The organism is Fluoribacter dumoffii NY 23, assembly GCF_000236165.1.
GTDB lineage: Bacteria > Pseudomonadota > Gammaproteobacteria > Legionellales > Legionellaceae > Legionella > Legionella dumoffii.
Genome location: NZ_CM001373.1, coordinates 2,778,178 through 2,803,106, shown reverse-complemented (window position 1 = coordinate 2,803,106; position 24,929 = coordinate 2,778,178). Strand labels below are relative to the sequence as shown.

The window sequence follows — 24,929 nt, the reverse complement described above, 5'->3', positions numbered from 1 at the left end:
TAATCACTCGATGCTGCGATAAATTTCAGGGACTTTGTGGAGTTGATCATTTATCTCAATGATCAACTCCACAAAGAATATTATTCCATACTGCTATTATACTCACCAACACAGGCTAAGCTATTCAAGCGGGCCCGATTCAATAAAGCTTCTTGTGCTTTAGCAATATTTGCTTTATCTCCACCCCAGGCATTTAAACAATCTTCTTGTAATGCTCGGCCAAAAGAGAAACTGAGTAGCCATGGCTGGTGATCGATGCTGTTAATCGCATTTAAATTTGCTGTAGCCTGTTGCGGTGTTTGGCCACCGGACAGGAAGTTGATGGTGGGTACTGCAGCAGGTACGTTATTACGGAATACACCGATAGTGTAGTCAGCCACCTCATCAGGAGCACTGAAAGGATTATGGGCTTTACCGGAAGTTACCATACTGGGTTTTAATATAATGTGTTCTAATTCAATTTGATGGATAAATAAAGCATGGAATAACTCATGAAGAACAATTTCACATACTTCCGCGCAATGCTCGATAGAGTGATCGCCATCCATAAGTACTTCCGGTTCAACGATAGGAACAATTCCTGCTTCCTGGCACGCTGCAGCATAACGAGCCAAATTTTCTGCCCCTGTCTTTACTGCGGTTAAACTGGGAGCAAATTCAGAAATGGAATAAACATTTCGCCATTTGGCAAATCGTGCACCCAATTTTTTAAAGTGTTGTAAGCGTTCAGGCAACCCATCCAGGCCTTGAGTGACTTTCTCATTTTCAGTATTTGCCAAATGAACCAAACCTTTATCTACTTTAATACCGGGGACAATCCCTTTATCGGCAAACAATTTAGCTATAGGGGTTCCGTGTTCATCTGTCTGGGTAAAGGTTTCTTCGAATAGAATAACCCCATTCACATATTGTTCTAATTCAGGTGTAGTTGCTAACAATAATCTGTAATCTCTGCGGTTTTCTTCTGTATTTTCAAGACCTATTGAGGCAAAACGCTTGCCTATGGTGGAATTGCTTTCATCTGCAGCCAATATTCCTTTACCTTCTTGCAGGATAAGCTCCATGGTGTTGGATAACTCTTCATAACTCATTTGTATTTGCTCCTGATTGTTTATTATCTAGATATATATTTTTCGCGGATAATCTGTTGCATGGCAAAACCTTGCTGTTTTAGAGAATTAAATGCCTCATCAATCATACCGGGATTACCACACAAATAAACCACATCACGCTGCGGATTAAGATTAAGTGAGGGAAATGCATGTTGTACATACCCACTAAATTCCTTTTCATTAAGTTCATTCGCAGGTTGCCTGCTCAAATAGGGCTTAAACGAGGCCCGCGGATATTTTTGCGAAAAAGCCAAAAACTCATCGCCATAAAGAATTTCTTCACGTCTTTGTACGCCTTGAAGAATAACTACTTCCAGTTCAGGATGCTGCTCCATAAGCTGGGCAAGTTTAGGAATCATTGACCGATAGGGTGTAATTCCTGTACTGGTAGCTACCAGGATAAATCGGCCAGGGATTTCATCTTTGATTGTTAATCTCCCAAAAGGACCGCTAATCTGTACCGCATCACCAGGTTTTAAATTATAAAGGAACTCGGTACCTGGGCCATTCGCAAAATAACCTGCTGCGAGTTCAATTTGATTATCCATTTTGGGAGTATTGGCTATACTATAACTGCGTTTTAATGGTTTTCCTTGATGTTCAAAATGAATAGTAATAAATTGTCCGGGTAAATAATTAAAATGTGGGGTTGCCTCGCAACTAAAAATGAAGTGCTTTACTTTAGGAGAGATCATAAAAGATTCTTTTAAAGTAATGGGAAATGTGTTTATTTGCATGACGGATATCAACTTTATTGTAAAAATCTGAGATTATAACTCGGAACGGAGATCAATAATAAGCAAAAAATTATGCATTACAAGTTTTAGCAGCATATAATTAAATTATGAATACACCTGATCTAATAGCTATTATAGGCAATATTAGCCGTTCTTTGTACCCGGTACAGCACTTAATTACTGGTGGGGCGTATGTTTTGGGTATTTTATTTTTTATGACCGCGATTGCCAAGTTCAGGAAAATAGCTGATCATCGAGCCCAATCCTCTTCCCAAGAGAAAATGTTTACTCCGGTGATGTATTTGCTCATGGGAGCTGGACTGCTTTATTTGCCTACCGTTTTAAATGCTATGGCCAATACAACTTTTGGCGTCGGTAATGTTTTAACCTATACGTCCTATAATCCTTCGAATATATTCAGTTCTATGGGTTTGGTAATTCAAACTGCGGGAGTCTTGTGGTTTGTTCGCGGAACTGTGTTGGTTGCACATGCCAGTCAACCTGGAACTCAGCATGGGCCGAAAGGCTTGGCATTTATAATCGCCGGAGTATTGGCAATGAATTTTGATAATACCATAGCCATGTTAAATTATATAATGAATGCTATTGTGAGTTGGAGTATGGTGATTAAATCAAGTCAAGGATATTAGTTATCCTGGTCCTCCTCTCCACAAATCCTGAGATTATTTGCTTTGGCAAAATCCATAATGGATTGATATAACAAGGGACTTGATTCCTTAAGTTTAGGATCAAGCAAAACACACTGGTATCCTTCACTATTTACGCTGGGGCGTAATAGGGGAGAGTAATGAATACGACTGTTTTTAAAACTTGCCAGCGAACCACTCATGCGTTCCGCCCAGTCGCTGGGGCGAAAGGTTTTACCTTGGGAGGTTATTCCTTCGATAATAATTGTTTTACTTTCAGGTGTAGCCATATCTTTATACAACTTAAACACAGAGTGTTAAGTATAACATCATATGAGGAGCTCTGTACGGAAATTTACTCATTTTATGGAAAAAAATTTGTGTTAAATTTGATTTGCAAAAGTATTTTTTATCCCTATTATGTCTACATCTTTTATTTGGCATTTTTTTTGAAGGTTATTGGGAATGAAAAAAGAAAGTCATTCTGGTATTTATTTGCTGCCTAATTTATTTACAACAGCCAGTTTATTTGCAGCATTTTACTCCATTGTTGCCTCGATGAAGGGGCAGTTCGAAGCCTCCATTATTGCTATATTCATTGGGATGATTGCTGATGGCCTGGATGGAAGAATTGCCCGGCTAACCCATACGCAAACTGAATTTGGTGCGGAATACGACAGTTTATCCGATATGGTCACATTTGGTGTTGCGCCTTCATTACTATTCTATAGTTTGATTCTGAGTCAATTAGGGAAATTAGGCTGGCTGGTGGCTTTTGTCTATACAGCGGCAGTCGCTTTACGTTTAGCTCGTTTTAATACCCAGCTTGAAATCGCTGATAAACGTTATTTCCAGGGACTGCCTTGTCCTACTGCTGCAGCGGTGATGGCCTCTTTTTCCTGGTTATGCTACCAACATGAGTGGCAAAATCTGTTTGTAACCATTTTAGCGGCGATTTTATCGTTAATTCTTTCAGGTTTAATGGTTTCTAATTTCCGCTATTACAGTTTTAAGGAAGTGGATTTTAAGGGAAAAGTTCCATTCCTTTATGTGTTAGTGATGATTATTTTATTTGTAGCTATTGCAGCTAATCCCTCATTGGTTCTATTTGTTAGCTTTACCCTTTACGCTTTGTCTGGTCTATTAATGACTTTACTTGCCCTGCAGAAAATGAGAAGGAAAAAATCCAGGGAAATGAAACAGTAAAAGAAGAAAATTCCCATTTGTCCGAGTAAGGATTGATTTGAAAAATGAGATTTCAATCCTTATTATTCCCCTTCGCCAAAATAATTATTAATTAATTGAGTTAAGGCTTCAGTCATTTGTACTTCATCAGGGCCATCGATTTCCAAAATGAGTTCACTGCCTTTATTGGCTGCAAGCATCATGACGCCCATTATACTTTTACCATTAACCGTTTGTGAGTTGCTGGTTACCTCAATGTGGCTCTGATATTTTGCTGCTGTAGAAACAAACTTTGCCGAGGCGCGTGCGTGTAATCCCAATTTATTAATTATCTTAATGTTAGTTTTAATCATATCGCTACAAATCTACATCGAAAGAGGTGATTAAGTGTAGCTAAGAGCAGCAAAGTTGAGTCCGAAAACTCATTTCCCTTCGCTGCTTACAAAGCTACCCCAGAAATTATTTCCTAATCATTGATGGTGAATTTTTTCTTTATGTTTGCTTAGTTGACGCTCCAGTTTATCTATCAAACTGTCAATTGCAGCATATAAATCTTCCGATTCCGCGCTTGCATGTAATTCACCTTTATTTACATGCACTGTGGCCTCAGCGATTTGACGCAATTTTTCTACATTCAATACCACATTAATGGATTTGATGTGATCAAAGTGACGCTCCAGCTTTTCCAATTTCTCTTCGGTAAATGCTCTGAGTGCAGGAGTAACATCAATATGATGTCCAGTGATGTTAATTTGCATAAAAAATCTCCTAATTACATAGAACCATGATGAAGCATGGTCCTCAATTTAGTTACGAATTATTTTCCTTTCATTAGATGGAGCAATTCCCATTGCTTCACGATATTTTGCTACGGTTCGTCTTGCTACTCTAATACCCTGTTCTTCCAATAGCTGGGTAATTTTACTGTCACTTAAGGGTTTTTTTCTATTCTCTGCAGAAATTAATTTTTTTATTACGGCACGAATGGCAGTGGAGGAGCATTCGTCGCCTGCATTTGTATTAACATGGCTTGAGAAAAAGTATTTAAGCTCAAATACTCCCCGGGGAGTATGAATAAATTTTTGGGTGGTAACACGCGAAATAGTTGACTCATGCATGTCTAGAGCTGAAGCAACATCGTTAAGAATTAACGGTTTCATTGCTTCTTCTCCGTATTCCAAGAACCCTTTTTGGTATTCTATGATGCAGGTGGCTACTTTAAGCAGGGTTTCCTGACGGCTTTGTATACTTTTAAGGAACCAACGTGCTTCTTGTAAGTTATTTTTTAAAAATTGATTATCTGCACTATTATTAGCGCGTTGAATCAGAGAAGCATATTGGTTATTAATGCTTAAATGCGGGAGTACATTTTGGTTCAGTTGCACTTTCCATTTATTGTTTATTTTTTTAACTGTTAAGTCAGGGATGATGTATTCGGTAATGTCTTCGTGAATTAAATTTCCGGGTTTTGGATTTAATCCTTGAATCGTCTTCAAGACATTATCGATCGTTTTTTCAGTAACCTGATGATTCTTCATTAATTGTTTGTAGTTATGTTGCGCCAGCAGCTCAATGTCTTCAGAAATAATTTTTTTAATTAGTGCTAAAGTTTCGGCATCCAAAGACAATTGCTCCAGTTGTACAAGGAGGGTTTCAGCCAAATTTACGGAGGCACACCCTACAGGATCAAATAACTGCAAACGATGCCGTACCGCTTCTATTTCATCCAAATCCAGGGGATGGGCATCACTGGTGAGGCTTGCATGCAATTCTGCAACACTCATCGTCAGGAAACCATCACTATTCACTGCATCGATAATTGCGGTTGCTATCGCCCTGTCGATGTCGCTCATGGGAGAGAGTTCCAGTTGCCACCTGAGATGGTCTTGTAAGTTTGTTGTAGTGCAATGTAAGTTATCAAAATTATAATCATTATCTTCAAAAGTTCGCTTACTTGGACTTTGGTACAATTCTGACCATTGGAAATCGTAAGGCTCATCAGTATTTTGTGGGGGGGCTTCCGGAGAATCCAGGTCTGCTTTGTCTTCATTCGGGGTTGCCTCAAGCATGGGGTTTGACTCAACAATGAGTTGAATTTCTTGTTGTAAATCAATCGTTGATAATTGCAACAGTCTTATTGCTTGTTGTAACTGGGGGGTTAATGTTAAATGCTGTCCAATGCTTAGTTGCAATGATGGCTTCATGCAAATCCTCTTTGTATTCATTGCTATTTACTATCAGTTTAAACGATTCGTAAGGATTATCCAGTATCTACAGTGTTAATTTAGAGTTAACTGTGACAAAACTTTTTTACATTTTAAATTTTGGATATTCGATGAGCATGATGAGGGAACTTTTGTTTTACAAGAAAAAAATTATTAATAACTTATTCATAAGTGGCAATAAGAAATGTCAAAATTAGCCTAGGAGAAAACGGGGCGAATTGGATTTATTGTGAATAAAATGCAAAGCCCCATAAGAATGGGGCTTAAACTATTATTTAACTTTTTTCTCTTTAAAAAGAACATGCTTACGAACTTTAGGATCGTACATCATAAGTTCCATTTTTTCAGGATGGTTTCTTGGGTTCTTTGTTGTAGTTTTATAGTATCCAGTTCCTGCTGTGGATTCCATTTTCACTTTAATAGTGACGGCTGCCATGGTTTATCCCCTTAGTTATACTTTTTCGCCTTTAGCTCTGAGATCATCCAGAACTGCTTTTATGCCTAATTTGTCTACAATGCGCATACCTTTGGTGCTAAGTTTCAATGTGACAAATCGATTTTCTTCTTCAACCCAGAAACTGTGGTTCTGAATATTCGGCAAAAAGCGTCTTTTAGTTTTGTTGTTAGCGTGCGACACTTTATGACCAGTCATGGGTCGCTTGCCAGTTACCTGACATACTCTAGACATTGTGTTACTCCAAAATAGGTTTTTTTAAATAGCTAGTCTTTGTAAAATTCTGGGCAAATAGCCGGGTGTGAAATACAAGAGCGGTTTTATACCAAAAAAATGCATTAGTTGCAAGATTTTTGTAAGAACATATAATTCCGTCTTTGATTAAATGATGAGTGTGATTTATGCAACGCCGAATAAAAAGTTATGTTTTAAGAGCTGGTCGGACAAGTAATCGGCAACGCCAGGGGTTGGAACTTTGGCTTAAAGATTATCAACTTAACGTGGATGGAAAGCCATGGAATTTAACTGCTGAATTTTCCCGTACCGCAGATACAGTAGTTGAAATAGGTTTTGGGATGGGAACCTCCTTGCTGGCTATGGCTCAAAATAATCCTGAACTTAATTATTTGGGAATCGAGGTTCATCTTGCAGGCGTAGGCAGTTTGGCTGCTGACTTGCATGAGCATCATTTAACTAATGTGCGTATTGTGGCTCATGATGCGGTTGAAGTATTTCGAACTCAACTTCCGGATAATTCGCTTGCCGGGGTACAAATTTTTTTCCCGGATCCCTGGCATAAAAAAAGGCATCATAAAAGACGACTAATTCAGAAAGAGTTTATTGAGCTAGTCTCAAAAAAAATTAAACCCGGTGGATTTATCCATTGCGCAACAGATTGGCAAGAATATGCTGAACACATGCTTGATGTTTTATCTGCAGAACCTGCCTTGAAGAATTCCCAGGAAAATGGAGGATATTCCCCCCGACCTTTATCGCGGCCGCTCACAAAATTTGAACAGCGGGGCGAACGGTTAGGACATGGAGTTTGGGATTTGATTTTCACTAAATTGGCTGAAGTCCCTTAATTTGGATTTAAATTATTTTCAGAGTTCCTTAGAAATTAAAGAGTTGTAGAAATTTTAACTATTCTTTTGATCTTCTATTGTCCACTGTGTAATATAAATCCGGAAATCATCATACTACAGGGGACGTAATATGGAATTTATCAGAGAAATAAATGGGGCTATAAAAGCAGGATTACAGGGATTTCAAGAATTTATCGAGAAGAAGCTGCTCGTTGATAAGCGTTATCTGGAACATCCCTTCTGGATGCCTGGGGGGGCCCAATTAACAGTTTTGAATTATTTGATTCAAATCCACCAGAGAAACAACGATGATTCTGTTGAAAAAGCAATCCCTGTTGATTTGACAGCGTTTATTGATTGCGTTCTAAATAAAATCCAGAATAAAAATTGTGGATTGCCGTTACACCAAGCTATTGCGGAGGGTAAAGTTGAGTTGGCCCTCCATCTTTTGGATACCAATGTTTTTGATGTGAATCATCGTGATGAACAGGGTCATACCTTACTGTCTTTAGCCCTACCTACCCAAAATCGCCAGTTATTAACCAAAATTTTATCCTGCAGACCAGATGTCAATGCGGCGACTCTTTTTAAAGAACACGGTGTCCCATTTCAGCCTCTGCATCAAGCCATAGTATTGGATTTCATTTCCGGGGTAACCAATCTGGTAAGAGCCGGAGCTGATCTGAGTAATCCTGTGGGAGTTAAAAAAGAAACGCCACTGCTTTTGGCAGCCCGAAAGGGAAGGATAAACGTTCTTGAAGTTTTATTGGATGAAGCTCCCATAGAGAATTTAAAACTGGAAGCGGAAAATAATGCCCTGGATAAGGACTCAGGGGACACTGCAATCGAGGCACTTTGCAAACGGCTGGCCCAGGATAAGAACAATAAAGAGCTAATTCGAGGTGCTGCGATGCTGCTTTGTCGTGGTGCTGAACCCCCGCGAAGTGAGGAATTGTGCCAATTATTAGCGGACAAGCGTGGTGCTTTGCTCAAGGAAATTGATAATTACATGGACACCAGACCTCAATTGGTAGACTCTTTTGTAAACCGCTGCCATTTGACCGATACCGCCTTGCATAGAATTATCTATGTGGATCACTCATGGGGAAGTACTTTACGTCAGCTTTTTGGCAGGCCTAGCGATGCAGCTTTCGTAATTGAAAGACTGGTTACCCGCAAATACAGCCGCCGTCAAGAAGGAATTATGGATGTCCCTGAGTTACCAACGACTGCAGCAGTAGCACTAAAAGGAGATGAGCCGCCATTTAAACTTTATGCAGAATTTGTGCGTCGCTATAATGAAGCTTATGAGAACCAACGAATTCCCAATCCCTGGAGTACCATGCGCTGGATGATCGCTGAGGGTAAATGCAATTGGGAAACTGTTAAGCAATATGCCCGTAACCATCCAGGAACCCGTACACAGATTATTTATGACGATATGTTCAAGACCTTACCTAAAATGGAAATGCATGAGTCAATTGAAAATTCAACTGTAGGACTTCATCACCACAGTGATGGGTTTGTTGCAAACGAAGTGAAATTAAACCCCTAGTCATTTGAATGCATTAGTGGAGGAGGTGGAACCTATTGGGTCTCATGGGAGCCATCTCCATGCAGCAATGCTTGGGAAAGGGCGTTATAATAAGCATCAAATTGCAATTGAATCAATTTAAAGTGGTGATTATGAATATTAGCTTATTTCTTTTAATAACAATTTGTTTTATCGGCATGATTAGCCCGGGACCCGATTTTATATTGGTAACGAAAAATGCTCTTTTATATCCCAAGCGCCAAGCGCTGGCTACCGCTTTCGGTATTGTTACCGGATGTGTTTTTCATGCTACTTATTGCATTTTGGGATTGGCACTCCTTATCACTCAGAGCGTGGTTCTTTATACGACTTTAAAATATGCAGGCGCATGTTATTTAATTTATCTTGGATTAAAAGGTTTAAAATCCGGGCATTCTGCAAAAATAATCCAGGAGTCCTCTCCAGTGAAAAAGGTATCGATTGCAAAAGCATACAGCGAAGGTGTTTTATGTAATGCATTAAATCCAAAACTTGCCGTTTTTTTGCTGAGCTTGTTTACCCAGTTTGTTTCCATTAACGCCTCGATAGGCGACAAAGCTCTAGTGGCCGGAGTTTTTGTTGCCGAGTCTTTTTTTTATTGGCCTTTGCTGGTTTTATTTTTGCAATCTAATAATATCCGCAAATTATTTACTCGCTTTCAAGCCGTTTTTACCCGGATATTTGGTGGCTTACTGGTTTATGTGGGTATTCGGGTAATGCTGAGTGCTGACTAATATTTAGAGGAATAAAATGTCGAATCCCGCGATAGGACTCAAAAAAACAGAATTGGATACCCCTTGCTTAATCATTGATAAAAATATCTTGAAATCCAATCTGGAAACCATGAGGAAACATTCTATTAAAAATAAAGTAAATGTAAGGCCTCATTGTAAAACTCATAAATGCTCAAAATTAGCTCATTTGCAAATCGAATATGGGGCAATAGGCGTGAGTGTTGCTAAAATTTCAGAGGCTGAGGTGCTTATTCAAAAGGGGGTACCTAATATTTTGATCACCTCCCCAATTGTTACCCAAAGCAAAATTGACAGGCTTGTTTCCTGTTTGGCAAAGGCTCCCTCTACCCTGGTAGTGGTAGATAATAAAGAAAATATGAGCGCCTTAAATGAGGCGGGCATGCTCCGTAATAAAATGATAAATGTTTTGATTGATGTGGATGCAGGAATAGGGCGCACCGGGGTTAAACCGCAACATGCCTTAAATTTCGCTTTGGAAATGATGCAATTCCCCTGGTTAAATTTGATGGGGATTCAATGTTATGCTGGCAATTTACAACATATTCATTCTTTTAGCGAACGAAGAAGTAAATCATTACACATAATGGAAATGGCAAGTGATCTTGTCAAAAGTTTCCGGGGAATTGGTCTTAATTGCTCCATATTAACAGGAAGCGGAACAGGAACTTATGATATTGATGTCGAAGCGACTGAAGTTACCGAGATTCAACCGGGTTCTTATACAGTTATGGATGTGCAATACGCCAGTATTGGCTCAATGAATAACGAGAGAGAGTTCAATGCGTTCAAACCGGCAATGACTCTATTAACCACGGTGATTAGTAACAACAGAACAGAACATGTCACTGTGGATGCAGGCACCAAATCCATTTATGTAGATAACCATAAACCCGAAATTATCAGTCATCAGGGTTTGCAATACGATTGGGGTGGATTTGGGGATGAGCACGGTAAAGTGAGTGCTTTAAACGGATCTCAATTACCCGGGTATGGTGAGGTTTTAGAACTTGTTGTCCCTCATTGTGATCCTACAATAAATCTGTTTGATCAGTTCTATATTGTCGAAAATGATGTGGTCGTAGATGTTTGGGATATTGATCTGAGGGGAAAAAGCCAGTAGAAACCTAAATCCCTGCACTTTTTCCAAACGCCTGAACTAAAGAGTATCTGTTTGGCAATCTACGGTCAAACATGCCTATTATGAGACAGGATTAAGAGTTTAGATTAAGTCAATTAACAGGAGAACTTGCTTAAACTTCATATACCCCCTAGAATTCTATTTTTTCAAAATTCTCCGGGAGAGTAGTACATGGGGTGGAATGAGCCAGAAAAAGGCAAAGATCCCTGGAAGGGCAAGAATCAACCTCCAGATTTGGATGAGGCGCTTAAACGCGCACATGCCAAATTAAAGAAAATGATATTTGGCGGTTCCAATAAACCAGGTAATGAACCTACAAAAAAATCGAATGGCGGTTTAATCGCGATTGCAGTTATTTCGGCTGCTTTCATTCTCTGGGTGTTATCCGGTATTTTTATTGTTGATCCTGCGGAGCAAGCGGTTATTCTTCGCTTTGGGAAATATGTGGAAACTGTGGGTCCAGGACCACATTGGATACCCAGGATTCTTTCTTCCAAAGTGATTCTGAATGTGGACAGGGTGCTGGATTATTCCTACTCCGCACAAATGCTTACCAGCGATGAAAACCTGGTGTCTGTCTCTTTAGCGGTGCAGTACCGTATTGGTGATTTGAAAGAATATTTATTTAATGTCGCTAATCCTGAAGAGAGTTTACAACAAGCAACCTCCAGTGCGCTGAGGCAAGTGGTAGGAACGACGACATTGGACCAAATGATTACCGAAGGACGTGAAGTTTGGGGCAATCAGGTTCAAGAGACTTTGATAAAAATTTTGAATCCTTATAACACCGGCATTGTAATCGTTAATGTGGCTCCGCAACCTGCACGTGCACCCGAAAGCGTACAGGATGCTTTTGACGATGCCATCAAAGCACAAGAAGATGAAAAACGCTTTAAAGAACAAGCTTATGCATATGCCGCAAAAGTAGTTCCAATTGCGGAAGGGAAGGCAAGCCGTATTCAACAGGAGGCTGAAGCCTACTCCAAACAAATCGTCTTGAATGCCCAAGGGGAGGTTGCTGAGTTTTTAGCATTGCTTCCTCAATATACAATAGCCCCCAAAATTATGGCAGAACGGATGTATCTGGATACTATGCAAAAGGTTTTAAACAAAAGCAGTAAAATTATTGTTGATAGCAAATCAGGAAATTTGCTGTACCTCCCTTTGGATAAATTATTTGAAAAGTCTTCCATACCCATGGAGACTGCAAAAAACAGTAAAGCGGAGAGTGATGAATCCATTGAGGCAGAAAGTTTGGTTGATGGTCGAGACCTCACAAGGCCTGTTTATCGGCAAGGGAGGAATTAGTAATGAAAACTACAGGTAGAGCCCTTGGCATATTGATTTTTTTATTTTTTCTATTTTTATTGACGAGTGTATTTACCATAACGGAAGGCCAGCAGGGGATCCTTTTGCGTTTAGGGCGTTTGGTTAATGATGAGTCAACGAATAAGGTTAAGGTATTAAACCCTGGACTTCATTTGAAAGTACCCTTTATTGAAAACGTGCGTATTTTTGATACTCGCATTCAAACTATGGATATTAAATCGACTCGAATTGTTACCAAGGAAAAAAAGGATGTGATGGTCGATTATTATGTGAAGTGGCATATTACTGATTTGGCGCAATATTTTAGATCCACAGGTGGCAATGAATTTAAAGCCGAAACTTTGTTGGAGCAACAATTAAACACTTTACTACGTGCCCAGTTTGGTAAACGTACTATTCCTGAAGTCGTATCAGGCGGTCGTGATGATGTGATGGAGTCACTGCGTGAAGCAGCTCAAAAGCAAGCAGGTGGATTAGGTATTAATGTAGTTGATGTACGCATTAAAGGAATTGAGTTGCCGGCCAATACCAGCAATGCGATTTATCAGCGCATGCGGGCTGATATGCAAAAAATTGCAAATAAACATCGTGCTGATGGGCAGGCAGCGGCTGAAGAAATTAAAGCCAAGGCTGACGCTGATGTGATGGTTTTGTTAGCAAAAACCCGCAGTAACGCGCAAAAGGTAAGAGCAATCGGCCAAGCAAAAGCGGCATCAATCTATGCAGAGGCCTACAGTAAAAATAAAGATTTTTTTGCTTTGTACCGTAGCTTGCTTGCATATGAAGAAAGTTTCAAAAGTAAAAAAGATATTTTAGTATTGGATCAAAGCAGCGCATTTTTTGATTATTTTAAGCAATCGACACCAAAAAATGATGGTGTACCTGCTAAAAAGTAACTATAATGTCGGATTTTGATAGCTACTTATCTCGATACCAAAACTGGGCGAATGCTCAGATTTTCGAGCAGGTTGAACGAAAAACATTCTGAAAAATCATGCATAAATTGTTGTGCGGACATTTTTCAGAATGTTTTTCATTTACGATGTATCGAAACCTGGAATCAGTAGAGGCGGGTAGTTAGAAATTTATAATTGGGTTCCGAAGTTCTCGAAGTTAGAGCGGTGAAGAGCATTTTGCAAATTTAAGAGTAGATCATGGGTAAAAACGTTGTTGTTTTAGGAACGCAGTGGGGCGATGAAGGCAAAGGTAAAATTGTCGATTTGTTAACGCAAGATGCGCAGGTTGTTGTCCGTTATCAGGGTGGCCATAATGCAGGTCATACATTAAAGATTAATGGAGTAAAAACCGTTCTACGTCTTATTCCCTCAGGCATGCTGAGACCTCACGTGACGTGTTATATCGCGAACGGGGTGGTTCTTTCACCTGATGCATTGTTAGGCGAAATTAAAGAATTGGAGCAAAGTGGAATAGACGTTCGTTCCCGCTTACGTATTAGTATGGCTTGCCCTCTGATTCTCCCTTGCCATGTTGCCATGGATAAAGCACGCGAAGCGCACATGGGGAACTCGGCTATCGGTACTACCGGACGGGGTATAGGGCCTGCTTATGAAGACAAGGTTGCCCGTCGTGCTTTAAAGGTCAGTGATTTATTTCACCCTGAGCGTTTTGCAAAAAAATTGGCAGAGCTTTTAGAATATTACAATTTTATTTTGACCCAATATTTCAAGCAACCTGCCGTAGAGCTTCAACCAGTACTCGACTCATCCTTACTTTGGGCTGAAGAGTTACGTGACATGGTTTGTGATGTTTCTGCCTGTTTGCATGAGCATAGAGAGCGGGGAGATAATATTTTATTTGAAGGAGCTCAAGGGGTTTATCTGGATATTGACCATGGAACCTATCCCTTTGTGACCTCGTCGAACACATGCGTTGGCTCAGTAGTTAATGGTGCAGGTTTTGGTCCGAAATACATTGACTATGTTTTAGGGATTACCAAAGCGTATACTACTCGTGTTGGTGGCGGCCCTTTCCCTACCGAGCTTTTTGACGAGGTTGGGAAACGAATTGCTGAACGGGGCCAGGAGTTTGGTGCCGTTACTGGAAGACCACGGCGCTGTGGCTGGTTTGATGCGGTTTTATTAAAGCATTCTATCGAATTAAACAGTATCACCGGATTATGCATTACCAAGCTGGATGTGCTGGATAAATTAGATGTCTTACGCATTGCTGTTGCATACAAAGACGAAAAAGGCAATTTAATTTCTCGTCCTCCTCAATCAGCTGCTGATTTTCAGGGTTTAGAGCCCGTTTATGAAGAAATGCCTGGTTGGCAAGAGTCTACAGCAGATATCACTAATATGAACGATCTGCCCGCCAATGCCCTGGCTTATTTGAAACGCATTGAAAATCTGCTCAATGTTCCTATCGATTTATTATCAACCGGCCCTGAACGCGATTCGACGATTATTTTGCGTGATCCTTTTAAGGCTTAATCTGATATTGCGCTAAGGGAATAGCGCAAAGCCCCATGTTAATCTTTGATAGCCCTGAATGAAGGGCAGTAAACCCCTGATTCTCCTTGTAAGTAAATCCGGGTATTTAATGCCGTTACATTACCTTAAAACCTGTTCTCAAATGACCGTAATTGTTGTTCCAAATTCCATTGTAATTGGGCTTTCTCATTTGTCTTGATGAATCGCAGGCAACTTTCACTCTGTAAATTCTGGCAATCAGAAACCAGGAGCGCCTTTTCTGCATCAGCCCATATGCTTCTTCCGGGTAAAAAGGAATAGGTTAATGCATTTCTATTGATTTGTTTTAATGTGGAATAGTCCAAACCATGGCTTACTACCGCCTCTACATATTGCTGCGTTAGATTAGTGCGTAATATGCCTTCATCATCAGTAGACAGTACAACGGGAACATGGTGTTTCAAATAAAAATTGAGCGGGTGGTCTGCACCGCTTACTTTTAATATTTTTTGATTGCTGACGAGATTAATTTCTACGGCTTTATGTTGGCTTGCCATGTAATCCAGGGTCTTGTTTACATTATTTTCATGGGCTATATCTACACCATGTCCAATTCTTTGTGCCTGACCAGTAAAGAGTGCATCATGGATGTGATAATCCAAATCTTCTGGGGTAACTATTTCCTGGGTTATTTCTCCAGCATGCAAGGCGATATTGACCTGGGGATATAACTTGTGAAGGTATTGGTACATTTGCATTTGTTTGCGGTAATCACGCAAAGAAATAATGCCGTCTTCTGGCTGTACCAGGTTAACTCCAACAAGGGCGCCCTTGCTTTTCATGGATTGAGCTACCGCTTCAAATGCGTTAAGTGTTTGTGCAAAAAGGTTGTCCAAGGGTTGTTCACGAAGTGAATAATAGATAAAGTTGATTTTTATTTTACAGGCTTTTTGATCGGGATGGGTTTCACAACCTAACTTTTGGCGTGCTTGCTGCACCAAATTGTTTGCCTCTATAGCCGTATAGTTAATATTGTTTTGGAAGTCCTGATTTTTAAGTAAAATCTTTCTTTTTTGGCTAAATGAAGTAGTCCCTTTGAGCATATCGCCAAAACTGGTTGAGTGAGCATTATCAGGTAAAACCATTAATTCCATATAGTGTTCATTCTGTTGGGCTGCAGTGTTCATGACAGAAGCAATTAATTCGGATTGATGATCGGCAACAATGGCATTGAATTTGTAGAACGAGTTAAAAAAATGATCGTGGCCTGATTCTTTTCCTGGAACGAAGTCTTTCATTGACCAACTTTTTACCGTATTAGCATAGAGTTCAGGATGATTCAGCAAATCTTTTGTTTCCACCCCATTACATTCGGAGGATTTTTTACTGACGACCCAATTGTTGGTATTCAAGCAGTAATCTTCTTTAGATGCCACTTCCAACATGATTTCAGGATAGGCCCCCCCCGCCAGATGATAATGCAACTCCCCACCTTTAGGCATACTTTTAAGAAATGCATATAAGGCATTTGGATCATTTTTTATTTGATCAAAGTGGGATTGGATATTCGCTTGCACCAAAGCGGAAAAAAATAAGCAGGCCAGGAATGAAATTGGTTTAATATAATTCATTGTATTCTAAAAATCGTCAATTTGTGAGGATTATCGCACAATTATTATTAAATCCCAACCATTGTATTTAAATTCCATTCATAGCAAAATAATTTGACTGAGGGCGTCAGAGGATTTCTGCTCCAACTATATTTCCACCCCTATGGGAGAAGTGGGGAAAAAAGCTGAATAATAATACAGAGTCTAATCAACTAGGATGATGAATATGAGAAATTTTTTACCAAAATTTTATGCTATTTGGAGTGCTTTTTTTCTATCACTCGCGGGAGGGTCTGTTTGTGATGCAGCGACAAGCCTCAGTGATTCTTCCCCCAAAACTCAAATGACAATCAAAGTGGGTATTTATGCGCCATTTTCCACTGAAAAGGCGTTTATCGGCAGAAATATGCTAGGAGCGATGGAAATTGCCCGGGATCAGTTAAAATCTTCAAATATTAATTATGAGTTTTTTACTCTCGATAAAATGGCAAATAGTGCGCATGCTGCCAAAACCCTACAAAAATTTATTGATACGCATCATCTCAATGTATTAATGACAGAAGGATCTGACAGCGGTGCTTTGGTAGCCCCCATAGCTAAAAAGAACAATCTGATTCATTTTTGTCTTACTGAGGATTCCCTCATAGCGGATGGGAAAAACAATTTTCTGGCGCAAAGTCCGAATCACAAGCAAGCTGCAGTTCTGCAGGACTCGATGAAACCCGAGTTTATTGCGCAATACAAACAGGAATATTTAAGCCACCCGGTTAGTGAAGCAGGTTATGCTTATGATATTTTCCATATGCTTCATCATAGTGCTTTGCTTGCAATAAAAACTCATTCTGATTTTTCATCACAAGCAATTGCCACCCATCTTTTGGCTCTTGAATCAGGGACAGGGGTAATGGGTAAATTTAATTTGGATAAAAGGGGAGTTTCTTATAGAAAAGAAGTTCTTACCGCATAACTCTCAGGGGAACAATTGGGTAGGGCGCAGCCATATGGAGTAGATAGCATAAGAGGAGCCAGATGATTGAATTTAAAAACACAATCTTCTGACTCCTCTTTTCTTACAGGCTAATTATCTGTTGGCCAAAGCCATTCCTTCCAGGACAGTTAAGGCTGCATAAAGTTGATAGTCATTATGCATTAACTCATCAATTTGGGCTTTGGTACTTTTAGTTTTAGAATTTTCCCCATTAGTCTGATTGAGTAAATGCCCGCTCAGATTAGCCTCACTAAACCCGGTTAGATCAGAAGGCTTGGAGGCAGTTTTAGGAATCTCCAATTCATTGACTACGATATCAGGTACAATTCCTGTAGCTTGAATCGAAGTTCCAGATGGAGTGTAATAAAGGGCCGTAGTTAACTTAATTCCTGTTTTTTCATCCAGGGGTAACACAGTTTGTACAGAACCTTTACCGAAACTGGTTGTGCCTAAAATCACAGCTCTTTTATTGTCTTTAAGTGCACCAGCTACAATTTCCGCAGCGGAAGCAGAGCCATTATTAATCAATACAACCATGGGAGCATTATGCAATACATCAACCCCTTTCGATAAAGCGGTAAAGTCTGAACCAGGTAAACGTCCTTTCGTTGAGACGATAGTTTCAGGTTTCCCTGATTTATCTTTACCAAGGAAGGCATCAGAAACCTGAATGGCAGAATCAAGCAAACCTCCTGGGTTGTTACGTAAATCAAGCACCAATCCTTTTAAGTTTCCACCAGATTGTTGTTTGAGGCGATCAATAGCTTGTAACATATCTTTTCCAGTCAATGCTTGGAATTGAGTTAAACGAATGTATCCATATCCTGGGGCAAGCATTTTGCTTTGCACACTCTTAATTTGAATCACTTCACGTATTAAATCAAAGGTAAGTGCTTTATTGACCCCTTTTCTTAATACAGTCAATTGTATGGTGCTTCCAGCTTTACCTCGCATTAAATTGACAGCATCCTTGAGAGAGAGTCCTTGCACGGATTCTTTCCCGAGTTTGATAATATAGTCGCCAGATTTGATGCCTGCTTTAAAGGCAGGTGTATCCACGAGAGGGGTAACCACTTTAACTACCCCATCCTCCATGGTTACTTCCAGCCCTAATCCGCCAAACTCACCGCTCGTTGATGTTTGCAAATCTTTAAATTCCTCTTCATCGAGATAGCTGGAGTGAGGATCAAGACCATTGAGCATGCCGCGAATGGCATTATCAAACAGTTCCTTATCATCAACAGGTTTGACGTAATATTTTTTAATTTCGCCTATGGCATTGGAAAATCGTTGAACATCTTCTAAAGGAACTGCCTTAGAAGTAGTGCTGGAGTTTGTAGACGTATCTGTATTTGCCTGATCATCTGCAAAGCCTGTCAGAGGTAACATCAGAGTAAAAGCATACACTATCGCAAGTGTGCATGGATATATTTTTCTTATCAACATAGCGATCTCCTCAGATGCAAGGCTATACAATAAGCCATCTTCTTATTATTAATATTTGAAATGCAATTAAAGTGCCAGGGTTGAAAAACTATGACAACCAATTAAGTGGTGGTACAGCCTTTCCCCTTAGTCTTATTTCAAAGTATAGACCGTTTTGTTTAATTCCGCCGGTATGACCCACACTTGCAATTTGTTCATTTTGACGTACATATTGACCTTTGCTTTTAAATAAAGACTGGTTGTGGGCATACAAAGTCATAAAGCCTTGTCCATGATCCACGATAATCAATAAACCATATCCTTTTAACCAATCACTAAAAACCACTTTTCCAGGATATACGGCAGTGACTATGGCGCCTTCCTCGGCAAAAAATGTCACCCCCTGGTTCATTTTGCGTAACGATCGGCCATGGCTCTGGACTGGGAACGGCAATTTTTTGCGCATTTGGGTAAATGGACTAATCGATTGAGGCATTGGCTTACTCTCTTGAGCAATACTTTGCCGCGCTAGGGAGTTAAGTAAACGAGCCAAATTCTCTTTATTTTTACGAACTTCCCTTAATGTATTTTGTTTATCCTGAATTTCATGATTTAGGGATTGAATCAAGGTCGTATGGTAACCTTTATTTTGTTGCAGTTGTTCCTGGTGCTGGGTAAGTTCTTGCTTTAATTGTTTATTGGCATCTAGTTCTGCACGAAGTTTTTCTTTGCTCGCACTTAGCTTAGCCCGCGTGTTATCTATTTTTTCAATAAGTTGTTGCCGGGATTTAATAATGTATTGGTAATACGTCAAAATCCGGCTTATTTTACCAGGGTCGTCCTGATTAAGGAGCAATTTAAGCGGCTGATATTCACCCATTTGATATCTTGCACGAACATGGTTTGCGAGTAATTGCTGTTGGGTGACAAGCTGTTTATTTAATTGGCTCACTTGCTTTTGTAAATCAGCAATTTTATTTTCCTTATTTTTGATGTCCTCTTGCAAGGAGTGGAGCTTGCGGATGCCCTGGCCAATTTGTTTTTCGGTTTCCGATAACTCCTTATTTAAAACCCCACGTTTGTCATGAGCCGTGTTTAAAGTTTGCTGAAGGCTGTTAATTTGCGCATCCAACTGCTTTAGCTTATTTTTGGTTTGCAGTACGCTGGAGGTCGATTCTGCGTAAACCCCAAAGCAAAGCATCATGCTCAAGGTGAATCCTTTAAAATAGAGGGCAGCCGATTTTATTATCTGTTTACAGTCCATGAACCTGAAGAAACAAAATTTTCGGGCAGCTGTTCGACATAATTTACAAGAAATTACCAAATTCCGTTTATTCATGGGTATCTTTTTCTAACAATGGGTGCCCTGTCATTTCTGCTGGCGGATTAATTCCAAGCAAAGCCAACATAGTGGGAGCTATATCAATTAAACTTCCTTCACTGCGCTTAAAATGCCAGTCTCCCCCGACATATACCAAGGGTACCGGTTCGCTAGTATGAGCAGTATGTGCTTGATGGGTTGTTTCGTCAAACATTTCTTCTGCGTTGCCATGATCGGCGGTAATGAGCAATTTTCCGCCTTGCTGAGACAGTGCCTTCCAAACTGTGCTCATGCAGTGGTCAAGACATTCTATAGCACGCACCGTAGCTTGAAAATTTCCGCTATGACCCACCATATCCGCATTGGCATAATTACAAATAATGACATCGTATGCTCGACTGTTAATAGCTTCGACCAGACACTCGGTTAATTGCGGGGCGCTCATTTCTGGCTGTAAATCATATGTGGGAATTTTAGGGGAAGGAATAAGGATTCGTTCTTCATTGGCAAAAATATTCTCATTGCCACCATTGAAGAAAAAGGTGACGTGGGCATATTTTTCAGTTTCTGCAATGCGTAATTGACTTAAGTCATGGTTTGCAAGAACTTCACCTAGGGTATTATTTAAAGGAATTGGTGGAAAAGCATTGGAGGTGGGTAAATTTTTATCATATTGAGTCATGCTGACAAAATAGGATAACTGCGGATGTACGGTTCGGTTAAATTTTTTAAAAGCGGGATCGATAAACGCGGTGGTTAACTGTCGAGCCCTGTCGGCACGGAAATTAAAAAATAAAACTGCATCCCCATCTTCAATGGGTTTGCCTTTGCCTATAAGTGTGGGCGGGATGAATTCATCGGACAGATTCTGTTGATAATAAGTTATTATTGCTGTTTCTGCATCCTGAAAATGAGAGTCACATCGTGCCTGAGTTAACAAGGTATAGACTGGTTCGATTCTTTCCCAACGATTGTCTCTATCCATAGCATAGTAGCGGCCGCTAATGGAGCACACTTGCGCCACCGGGTGTTTTTTTAACTCGATATCGAGACGTTGCAAACTGTGTAGGGCGCTCTGTGGGGGAGTATCTCGTCCATCTAAAAATAAATGGAGATATACAGAAGTAAATTTTTGTTGTGCACATAACTCAAGCAGGGCAAATAAGTGATTTTCGTGGCTGTGCACTCCGCCTGGAGAGAACAACCCCATAATGTGCAACGATTTTTTCGTTGTTTGCAATGTCTTGATTACATCCTGAAAAACAGGGTTATTGGCAAATTCACCTTTTTTTATGCTGTCATTAATGCGGGTGAAATCTTGTTGTATCACTCTCCCCGCACCTATATGCATGTGTCCTACTTCGGAATTGCCCATTTGTGCATCAGGTAGACCAACAGCATGCCCCGCGGCGTCTAAAAGAATATGCGGACAATGCGCCCACCATTCATCCCATTGCGGGGTATTGGCTTGGGCGATGGCATTATATTCACTGTTTTTATTGTATCCCCAGCCATCTAAGATCATGAGCAACAAGGTTGCATTTTTTTGCATGCAATTCTCCATAGAACACATCCGAATTTAGTGGGGTGATTATACCTTACTTAATCGCTATTTCGTAAGCCATTATCTGCCCCTCTATCAGGATGGGAAGGAAGCAGGAAAAATGCCCAAGATGGGATGGCTATTGGTGCGGCAGCACCGTTAAAACATAATTTGGAAACCATTTAGTTCTTTATTTAAACGGTTTCATTCCTCCCGGTAGTGACATTTTTGTATTAAAGAGGTTAGACTATGCACCATTTATTTGATTGGGAAGAGTAGTTTTGGAACAAAAAATTCCTCAGCATGTTGCTATTATCATGGACGGAAACGGTCGGTGGGCAGAAAGTAAGGGATTGCCGAGAATTGAAGGTCATAAAGCAGGTGTTGAGTCTGTGAAGAAAATAATTCGCTGCTGTATGACCAAAGGAATTCCTTGCCTTAGTTTATTTGCATTTAGTTCGGAGAACTGGTCTCGTCCTGCTGAAGAGGTTAATTTTTTAATGGAGTTATTTCTGGAGTCCTTGCGAAAAGAACTTGCAGAGTTAAATCAGCATGGAATTCGCCTGCGATTTACTGGAGATCGTGGCTTACTCTCAGCAGTTTTGCAACAACAAATGCGGGAAGCAGAGCGTGTAACAGAAAATAATGAGCAATTGATTTTAAATGTAGTAGTTAATTATGGCGGTAAATGGGATGTGGTAAGTGCTGCAAAAAAGGTGGCCAGGGCAGTCCAAAATGGTGAATTGGCAATTGATGATATAACTGAAACCAGTTTTGCCCATTACCTGGATACCGAGAGGCTACCTGATCCTGATTTATTTATTCGTACCAGTGGTGAATTGCGAATTAGTAATTTTTTCCTTTGGCAACTTGCTTATACAGAGCTTTATTTTTGTGAAGTGCACTGGCCAGATTTTGGTGAACATGAGCTTGAGATGGCTTTGGCTTCGTTTAATAAAAGAAAAAGAAGATTTGGACAAATTTCCGAATTAATCTAACCTCATTAAGGCTAATATTATGTTCTTGCAACGCTTGATTACCACCCTTATTTTGGTGCCTTTGGTTTTGGCACTTATTTTTTATGGGAATAAGTGGCTGTTGGGAGGAATTGTATTACTTGTTTTTCTTGCGGCATGCAAGGAATGTCTGCAATTAATCCCCTTGAGAAATTTGGGCTTGCAAATTGGATTTTTCGTCCTCATGCTTTTAGGCTTATGGGCCTGTGGTTATCTCTTTTCCTATTGGATGGTCATTGGACTCATTCTTTGGGGCTTGAATATCCTGGCTATTCTCAGTTTCCCAGGTTCACAAAAGTATTGGGGATACCCGGTTGTTGTAGCCGCTGTTTGTTTTTTTCTATTACCCCTGTTCATACAAAGCCTTATTCATTTATATACCTTACCTAATGGAAAAGCACTGCTTGTTTATTTATTGTTCTTAATTTGGGTCTCAGATACAGGAGCATATCTTAGCGGTAAACTTCTGGGGAAACATAAATTAATTCCTCAAGTTAGTCCCGGAAAGTCTTGGGAAGGGGTGCTTGGTGGAGTTATCCTGTCTATGCTTATTGCCTGGATTGGCTTTACTTATTTTAATCCTGCCGCTACGGTTTATTGGTTCGTTCTAGCCTTATGTACTATAATTATTGCAATATTTGGTGATTTGTTCATTAGTATATTGAAGCGTCGTTGCCATCTAAAAGATACAGGCGCTGTTATTCCAGGTCATGGTGGTATTTTAGACCGGTTGGATAGTTTAATTGCAGCATTGCCTATATTTTATTTCGGAATAACTTGGGTAATACTCCAATGAGTATCTGGGCTTGTTAATAAATTGAGAACAGGATGTTTTTACAAGCGGCAAAAAAGCACTTTTTACCTAAGTTTCGGAGAATTTAATCAGGAATTCTCAAGTATTACTTCATTTAGGATAGTACTATGCTTTTAACATTGCTGTATTTTCTTTTGGCATTGGTCTTGTTAGTTACAGTACATGAGTACGGTCATTTTCAAGTAGCACGATGGTGTGGCGTAAAGGTACTGCGCTTTTCATTCGGGTTCGGCCCTATTTTGGCGCGTTGGCGTGATAAGAAAGGAACAGAATATGCCTGGTCACTATTCCCTTTGGGTGGTTACGTCAAAATGCTCGACGAATCTGAAGGCGATGTGGATGAAAAAGAACGTCATTTAGCTTTTAATAATCAATCGCTTTGGAAAAGAGCTGCGATCGTACTTGCTGGACCTTTTTTCAATTTTATTTTTGCTTTTGTTGCTTTATGGCTAGTTCTGGTTATTGGCATGCAATCATTAGCACCCATGATCGAGTCAGTAAAACCCAATAGTATTGCGGCAAAAGCGGGATTAGGTGCGAATGAAGAAATCATTGCCCTCAATGATACTAATATAAACAGCTGGCGCGATTTTCAGTATGCAATTATGCCTCTCGTAGGCTCTGAGGAAACCATTCGATTAACCGTAAAATCTTTAACCAACGGACACAAACATCAGGTATTTTTACCTTTGACTGATTGGCAACTGGATAATAAAAAACCCGATCCTCTCGATAGTCTTGGAATTCAACCTTTCATTCCTTCAATTCCACCCATAGTGGGAGAGGTAGTCCCGGATTCTCCTGCAGCAAAAGCAGGTTTGGAAAGTGGTGATAAAATCTTGAAGGTTGATGGAAAGCCGTTCAACGATTGGTTGTTTCTGGTGGATTATGTGCAAACGCGCCCAGATAAACAATTAACTTTATCGCTTAAAAGAAATGGCAAAATTCAAAATGTTTTAGTACAAACCGGAAGCCAGGAAATTAAAGGGAAAGTTGAAGGATTTTTGGGGGTACGTTCAGAGAAAGTAAAATGGCCGGCAAATTGGCTGCGCTTGGAGAGAGAGGACCCTTTAACCGCAGTAGGTACCTCATTAAAACAAACAGTGCAATTGACAGGCACCACCTTCACTTTAATGGGTCGGTTGGTTACTGGCAGATTGGGTTTGAATAGTATTAGTGGTCCAGTTGGTATTGCTCAGGGAGCCGGAGATTCCGGAAGAAGCGGGCTAACCTCCTATCTATTTTTCCTTGCGCTGGTTAGTATCAGTTTAGGAGCATTAAATCTATTGCCTATTCCCATGCTGGATGGTGGGCATTTGCTGTATTACCTCCTGGAGGCAATTCGCCGTAAACCTTTGTCTGATGGCTTAAAATCAGCGGGGGCTTATTTAGGTTTGTTGTTATTGGCTGCATTGATGTTCATCGCGTTGACCAATGATTTAACAAGACTTGCAGGGTAGTTAAGAACTTTTATATCCTTTCCAATCGCAAAGTATTGGCAAAGTCAGGGAACAAAAACTTGACAGTGGTTTCTACTTCC

Annotated in this window: 25 protein-coding genes; 13 read left to right on the top strand and 12 right to left on the bottom strand. The window is 40.1% G+C overall.

Annotated features, from left to right (window positions below; all coding sequences use genetic code 11):
- Window positions 1–80: 80 nt before the first annotated feature.
- Together KYQ_RS12720 and KYQ_RS12715 are read right to left on the bottom strand one after the other, a co-directional pair.
- Window positions 81–1,091 (bottom strand): class I fructose-bisphosphate aldolase, encoded by a 1,011-nt coding sequence (locus tag KYQ_RS12720; protein ID WP_010654643.1) that lies wholly within the window; start codon window positions 1,089–1,091, stop codon window positions 81–83.
- A 23-nt stretch (window positions 1,092–1,114) separates the two neighbouring features.
- Window positions 1,115–1,849, bottom strand: coding sequence for a ferredoxin--NADP reductase (locus KYQ_RS12715; RefSeq protein ID WP_010654642.1), 735 nt, complete (start codon window positions 1,847–1,849; stop codon window positions 1,115–1,117).
- A gap of 107 nt (window positions 1,850–1,956) precedes the next feature.
- On the opposite strand from KYQ_RS12715, the gene KYQ_RS12710 reads away from it, so the two are divergent.
- The gene (locus KYQ_RS12710) at window positions 1,957–2,499 is read left to right on the top strand and encodes a hypothetical protein (protein ID WP_010654641.1); all 543 of its coding nucleotides are present in this window, start codon (window positions 1,957–1,959) and stop codon (window positions 2,497–2,499) included.
- On the opposite strand, the gene KYQ_RS12705 is transcribed toward KYQ_RS12710, so the two are convergent.
- Complete coding sequence (locus KYQ_RS12705) at window positions 2,496–2,786, bottom strand: DUF3579 domain-containing protein (RefSeq protein WP_010654640.1); 291 nt, start codon at window positions 2,784–2,786, stop codon at window positions 2,496–2,498. The two genes, KYQ_RS12710 and KYQ_RS12705, sit on opposite strands and share 4 nt — an antisense overlap.
- A 175-nt stretch (window positions 2,787–2,961) precedes the next feature.
- On the opposite strand from KYQ_RS12705, the gene pssA reads away from it, so the two are divergent.
- Window positions 2,962–3,702 carry a CDP-diacylglycerol--serine O-phosphatidyltransferase gene (gene pssA, locus KYQ_RS12700; RefSeq protein WP_010654639.1) on the top strand — a complete coding sequence of 247 codons (741 nt, stop codon included), beginning with the start codon at window positions 2,962–2,964 and terminating at the stop codon, window positions 3,700–3,702.
- A gap of 62 nt (window positions 3,703–3,764) precedes the next feature.
- Here pssA and KYQ_RS12695 read toward each other — a convergent pair whose 3' ends face one another.
- The 5 genes from KYQ_RS12695 to rpmB form a co-directional block, all read right to left on the bottom strand.
- A complete protein-coding gene (locus tag KYQ_RS12695) occupies window positions 3,765–4,034 on the bottom strand; it encodes an HPr family phosphocarrier protein (protein WP_010654638.1) in 270 nt (89 codons plus the stop codon).
- Window positions 4,035–4,151: 117 nt separating this feature from the next.
- Window positions 4,152–4,439 carry a ribosome hibernation promoting factor gene (gene hpf / locus KYQ_RS12690; RefSeq protein ID WP_010654637.1) on the bottom strand — a complete coding sequence of 96 codons (288 nt, stop codon included), beginning with the start codon at window positions 4,437–4,439 and terminating at the stop codon, window positions 4,152–4,154.
- 48 nt (window positions 4,440–4,487) lie between these two features.
- Complete coding sequence (locus KYQ_RS12685) at window positions 4,488–5,885, bottom strand: RNA polymerase factor sigma-54 (protein ID WP_010654636.1); 1,398 nt, start codon at window positions 5,883–5,885, stop codon at window positions 4,488–4,490.
- 292 nt (window positions 5,886–6,177) lie between these two features.
- On the bottom strand, window positions 6,178–6,342 hold the full coding sequence (gene rpmG, locus KYQ_RS12680; protein ID WP_003635328.1) for a 50S ribosomal protein L33: 165 nt from the start codon (window positions 6,340–6,342) through the stop codon (window positions 6,178–6,180).
- A gap of 15 nt (window positions 6,343–6,357) precedes the next feature.
- The gene (rpmB, locus tag KYQ_RS12675; protein ID WP_010654635.1) at window positions 6,358–6,594 is read right to left on the bottom strand and encodes a 50S ribosomal protein L28; all 237 of its coding nucleotides are present in this window, start codon (window positions 6,592–6,594) and stop codon (window positions 6,358–6,360) included.
- Between the two features lie 167 nt (window positions 6,595–6,761).
- Here rpmB and trmB point away from each other — a divergent pair, with 167 nt between their 5' ends.
- The 7 genes from trmB (at window position 6,762) to KYQ_RS12640 (ending at window position 14,693) form a co-directional block, all read left to right on the top strand.
- A complete protein-coding gene (gene trmB / locus KYQ_RS12670) occupies window positions 6,762–7,445 on the top strand; it encodes a tRNA (guanosine(46)-N7)-methyltransferase TrmB (protein WP_010654634.1) in 684 nt (227 codons plus the stop codon).
- Window positions 7,446–7,575: 130 nt separating this feature from the next.
- Window positions 7,576–9,000: a Dot/Icm T4SS effector AnkC/LegA12 gene (gene ankC, locus KYQ_RS12665; protein ID WP_010654633.1), complete on the top strand. Its 1,425-nt coding sequence runs from the start codon at window positions 7,576–7,578 to the stop codon at window positions 8,998–9,000.
- Window positions 9,001–9,131: 131 nt separating this feature from the next.
- Window positions 9,132–9,752 carry a LysE family translocator gene (locus tag KYQ_RS12660; protein ID WP_035718414.1) on the top strand — a complete coding sequence of 207 codons (621 nt, stop codon included), beginning with the start codon at window positions 9,132–9,134 and terminating at the stop codon, window positions 9,750–9,752.
- 16 nt (window positions 9,753–9,768) lie between these two features.
- Window positions 9,769–10,893 carry a DSD1 family PLP-dependent enzyme gene (locus KYQ_RS12655; protein WP_010654631.1) on the top strand — a complete coding sequence of 375 codons (1,125 nt, stop codon included), beginning with the start codon at window positions 9,769–9,771 and terminating at the stop codon, window positions 10,891–10,893.
- A gap of 189 nt (window positions 10,894–11,082) precedes the next feature.
- Window positions 11,083–12,219 carry an FtsH protease activity modulator HflK gene (gene hflK, locus KYQ_RS12650; RefSeq protein ID WP_010654630.1) on the top strand — a complete coding sequence of 379 codons (1,137 nt, stop codon included), beginning with the start codon at window positions 11,083–11,085 and terminating at the stop codon, window positions 12,217–12,219.
- A gap of 2 nt (window positions 12,220–12,221) precedes the next feature.
- A complete protein-coding gene (gene hflC, locus KYQ_RS12645; protein WP_010654629.1) occupies window positions 12,222–13,136 on the top strand; it encodes a protease modulator HflC in 915 nt (304 codons plus the stop codon).
- Between the two features lie 258 nt (window positions 13,137–13,394).
- Window positions 13,395–14,693 carry an adenylosuccinate synthase gene (locus tag KYQ_RS12640; RefSeq protein ID WP_010654628.1) on the top strand — a complete coding sequence of 433 codons (1,299 nt, stop codon included), beginning with the start codon at window positions 13,395–13,397 and terminating at the stop codon, window positions 14,691–14,693.
- Window positions 14,694–14,818: 125 nt separating this feature from the next.
- Here KYQ_RS12640 and KYQ_RS12635 read toward each other — a convergent pair whose 3' ends face one another.
- The gene (locus KYQ_RS12635) at window positions 14,819–16,303 is read right to left on the bottom strand and encodes an adenosine deaminase family protein (RefSeq protein ID WP_010654627.1); all 1,485 of its coding nucleotides are present in this window, start codon (window positions 16,301–16,303) and stop codon (window positions 14,819–14,821) included.
- Window positions 16,304–16,508: 205 nt separating this feature from the next.
- On the opposite strand from KYQ_RS12635, the gene KYQ_RS12630 reads away from it, so the two are divergent.
- The gene (locus tag KYQ_RS12630; RefSeq protein ID WP_010654626.1) at window positions 16,509–17,249 is read left to right on the top strand and encodes a type 1 periplasmic-binding domain-containing protein; all 741 of its coding nucleotides are present in this window, start codon (window positions 16,509–16,511) and stop codon (window positions 17,247–17,249) included.
- A gap of 114 nt (window positions 17,250–17,363) precedes the next feature.
- Here KYQ_RS12630 and KYQ_RS12625 read toward each other — a convergent pair whose 3' ends face one another.
- The 3 genes from KYQ_RS12625 to gpmI all read right to left on the bottom strand — a co-directional run bounded on the left by KYQ_RS12625 (window position 17,364) and on the right by gpmI (window position 21,568).
- Window positions 17,364–18,716, bottom strand: a complete 1,353-nt coding sequence (locus KYQ_RS12625) for a S41 family peptidase (RefSeq protein WP_010654625.1) — start codon at window positions 18,714–18,716, stop codon at window positions 17,364–17,366.
- A gap of 88 nt (window positions 18,717–18,804) precedes the next feature.
- Window positions 18,805–19,899 (bottom strand): murein hydrolase activator EnvC family protein, encoded by a 1,095-nt coding sequence (locus KYQ_RS12620; protein WP_231294555.1) that lies wholly within the window; start codon window positions 19,897–19,899, stop codon window positions 18,805–18,807.
- Between the two features lie 127 nt (window positions 19,900–20,026).
- Complete coding sequence (gene gpmI / locus KYQ_RS12615) at window positions 20,027–21,568, bottom strand: 2,3-bisphosphoglycerate-independent phosphoglycerate mutase (RefSeq protein WP_010654623.1); 1,542 nt, start codon at window positions 21,566–21,568, stop codon at window positions 20,027–20,029.
- A 272-nt stretch (window positions 21,569–21,840) separates the two neighbouring features.
- Between gpmI and uppS the strand changes: the two genes are divergently transcribed.
- From uppS to rseP, 3 genes are all read left to right on the top strand, one after another.
- A complete protein-coding gene (gene uppS / locus KYQ_RS12605; RefSeq protein ID WP_010654622.1) occupies window positions 21,841–22,557 on the top strand; it encodes an undecaprenyl pyrophosphate synthase in 717 nt (238 codons plus the stop codon).
- Window positions 22,558–22,576: 19 nt separating this feature from the next.
- Window positions 22,577–23,371: a phosphatidate cytidylyltransferase gene (locus tag KYQ_RS12600; protein WP_010654621.1), complete on the top strand. Its 795-nt coding sequence runs from the start codon at window positions 22,577–22,579 to the stop codon at window positions 23,369–23,371.
- A gap of 125 nt (window positions 23,372–23,496) precedes the next feature.
- The gene (gene rseP / locus KYQ_RS12595) at window positions 23,497–24,849 is read left to right on the top strand and encodes an RIP metalloprotease RseP (protein WP_010654620.1); all 1,353 of its coding nucleotides are present in this window, start codon (window positions 23,497–23,499) and stop codon (window positions 24,847–24,849) included.
- Window positions 24,850–24,929 lie beyond the last annotated feature (80 nt).

Bases quoted from the DNA above. Each gene is read 5' to 3' on its own strand.
- pssA (WP_010654639.1), top strand. From the start codon at position 2,962: ATGAAAAAAGAAAGTCATTCTGGTATTTATTTGCTGCCTAATTTATTT.
- hflC (WP_010654629.1), top strand. From the start codon at position 12,222: ATGAAAACTACAGGTAGAGCCCTTGGCATATTGATTTTTTTATTTTTT.
- ankC (WP_010654633.1), top strand. From the start codon at position 7,576: ATGGAATTTATCAGAGAAATAAATGGGGCTATAAAAGCAGGATTACAG.
- gpmI (WP_010654623.1), bottom strand. From the start codon at position 21,568: ATGCAAAAAAATGCAACCTTGTTGCTCATGATCTTAGATGGCTGGGGA.
- trmB (WP_010654634.1), top strand. From the start codon at position 6,762: ATGCAACGCCGAATAAAAAGTTATGTTTTAAGAGCTGGTCGGACAAGT.
- KYQ_RS12710 (WP_010654641.1), top strand. From the start codon at position 1,957: ATGAATACACCTGATCTAATAGCTATTATAGGCAATATTAGCCGTTCT.
- KYQ_RS12630 (WP_010654626.1), top strand. From the start codon at position 16,509: ATGAGAAATTTTTTACCAAAATTTTATGCTATTTGGAGTGCTTTTTTT.
- KYQ_RS12695 (WP_010654638.1), bottom strand. From the start codon at position 4,034: ATGATTAAAACTAACATTAAGATAATTAATAAATTGGGATTACACGCA.
- KYQ_RS12640 (WP_010654628.1), top strand. From the start codon at position 13,395: ATGGGTAAAAACGTTGTTGTTTTAGGAACGCAGTGGGGCGATGAAGGC.
- KYQ_RS12620 (WP_231294555.1), bottom strand. From the start codon at position 19,899: ATGATGCTTTGCTTTGGGGTTTACGCAGAATCGACCTCCAGCGTACTG.
- KYQ_RS12655 (WP_010654631.1), top strand. From the start codon at position 9,769: ATGTCGAATCCCGCGATAGGACTCAAAAAAACAGAATTGGATACCCCT.
- KYQ_RS12720 (WP_010654643.1), bottom strand. From the start codon at position 1,091: ATGAGTTATGAAGAGTTATCCAACACCATGGAGCTTATCCTGCAAGAA.
- KYQ_RS12715 (WP_010654642.1), bottom strand. From the start codon at position 1,849: ATGCAAATAAACACATTTCCCATTACTTTAAAAGAATCTTTTATGATC.
- KYQ_RS12705 (WP_010654640.1), bottom strand. From the start codon at position 2,786: ATGGCTACACCTGAAAGTAAAACAATTATTATCGAAGGAATAACCTCC.
- rpmG (WP_003635328.1), bottom strand. From the start codon at position 6,342: ATGGCAGCCGTCACTATTAAAGTGAAAATGGAATCCACAGCAGGAACT.
- KYQ_RS12635 (WP_010654627.1), bottom strand. From the start codon at position 16,303: ATGAATTATATTAAACCAATTTCATTCCTGGCCTGCTTATTTTTTTCC.
- hflK (WP_010654630.1), top strand. From the start codon at position 11,083: ATGGGGTGGAATGAGCCAGAAAAAGGCAAAGATCCCTGGAAGGGCAAG.
- KYQ_RS12625 (WP_010654625.1), bottom strand. From the start codon at position 18,716: ATGTTGATAAGAAAAATATATCCATGCACACTTGCGATAGTGTATGCT.
- KYQ_RS12660 (WP_035718414.1), top strand. From the start codon at position 9,132: ATGAATATTAGCTTATTTCTTTTAATAACAATTTGTTTTATCGGCATG.
- hpf (WP_010654637.1), bottom strand. From the start codon at position 4,439: ATGCAAATTAACATCACTGGACATCATATTGATGTTACTCCTGCACTC.
- rpmB (WP_010654635.1), bottom strand. From the start codon at position 6,594: ATGTCTAGAGTATGTCAGGTAACTGGCAAGCGACCCATGACTGGTCAT.
- KYQ_RS12685 (WP_010654636.1), bottom strand. From the start codon at position 5,885: ATGAAGCCATCATTGCAACTAAGCATTGGACAGCATTTAACATTAACC.
- rseP (WP_010654620.1), top strand. From the start codon at position 23,497: ATGCTTTTAACATTGCTGTATTTTCTTTTGGCATTGGTCTTGTTAGTT.
- KYQ_RS12600 (WP_010654621.1), top strand. From the start codon at position 22,577: ATGTTCTTGCAACGCTTGATTACCACCCTTATTTTGGTGCCTTTGGTT.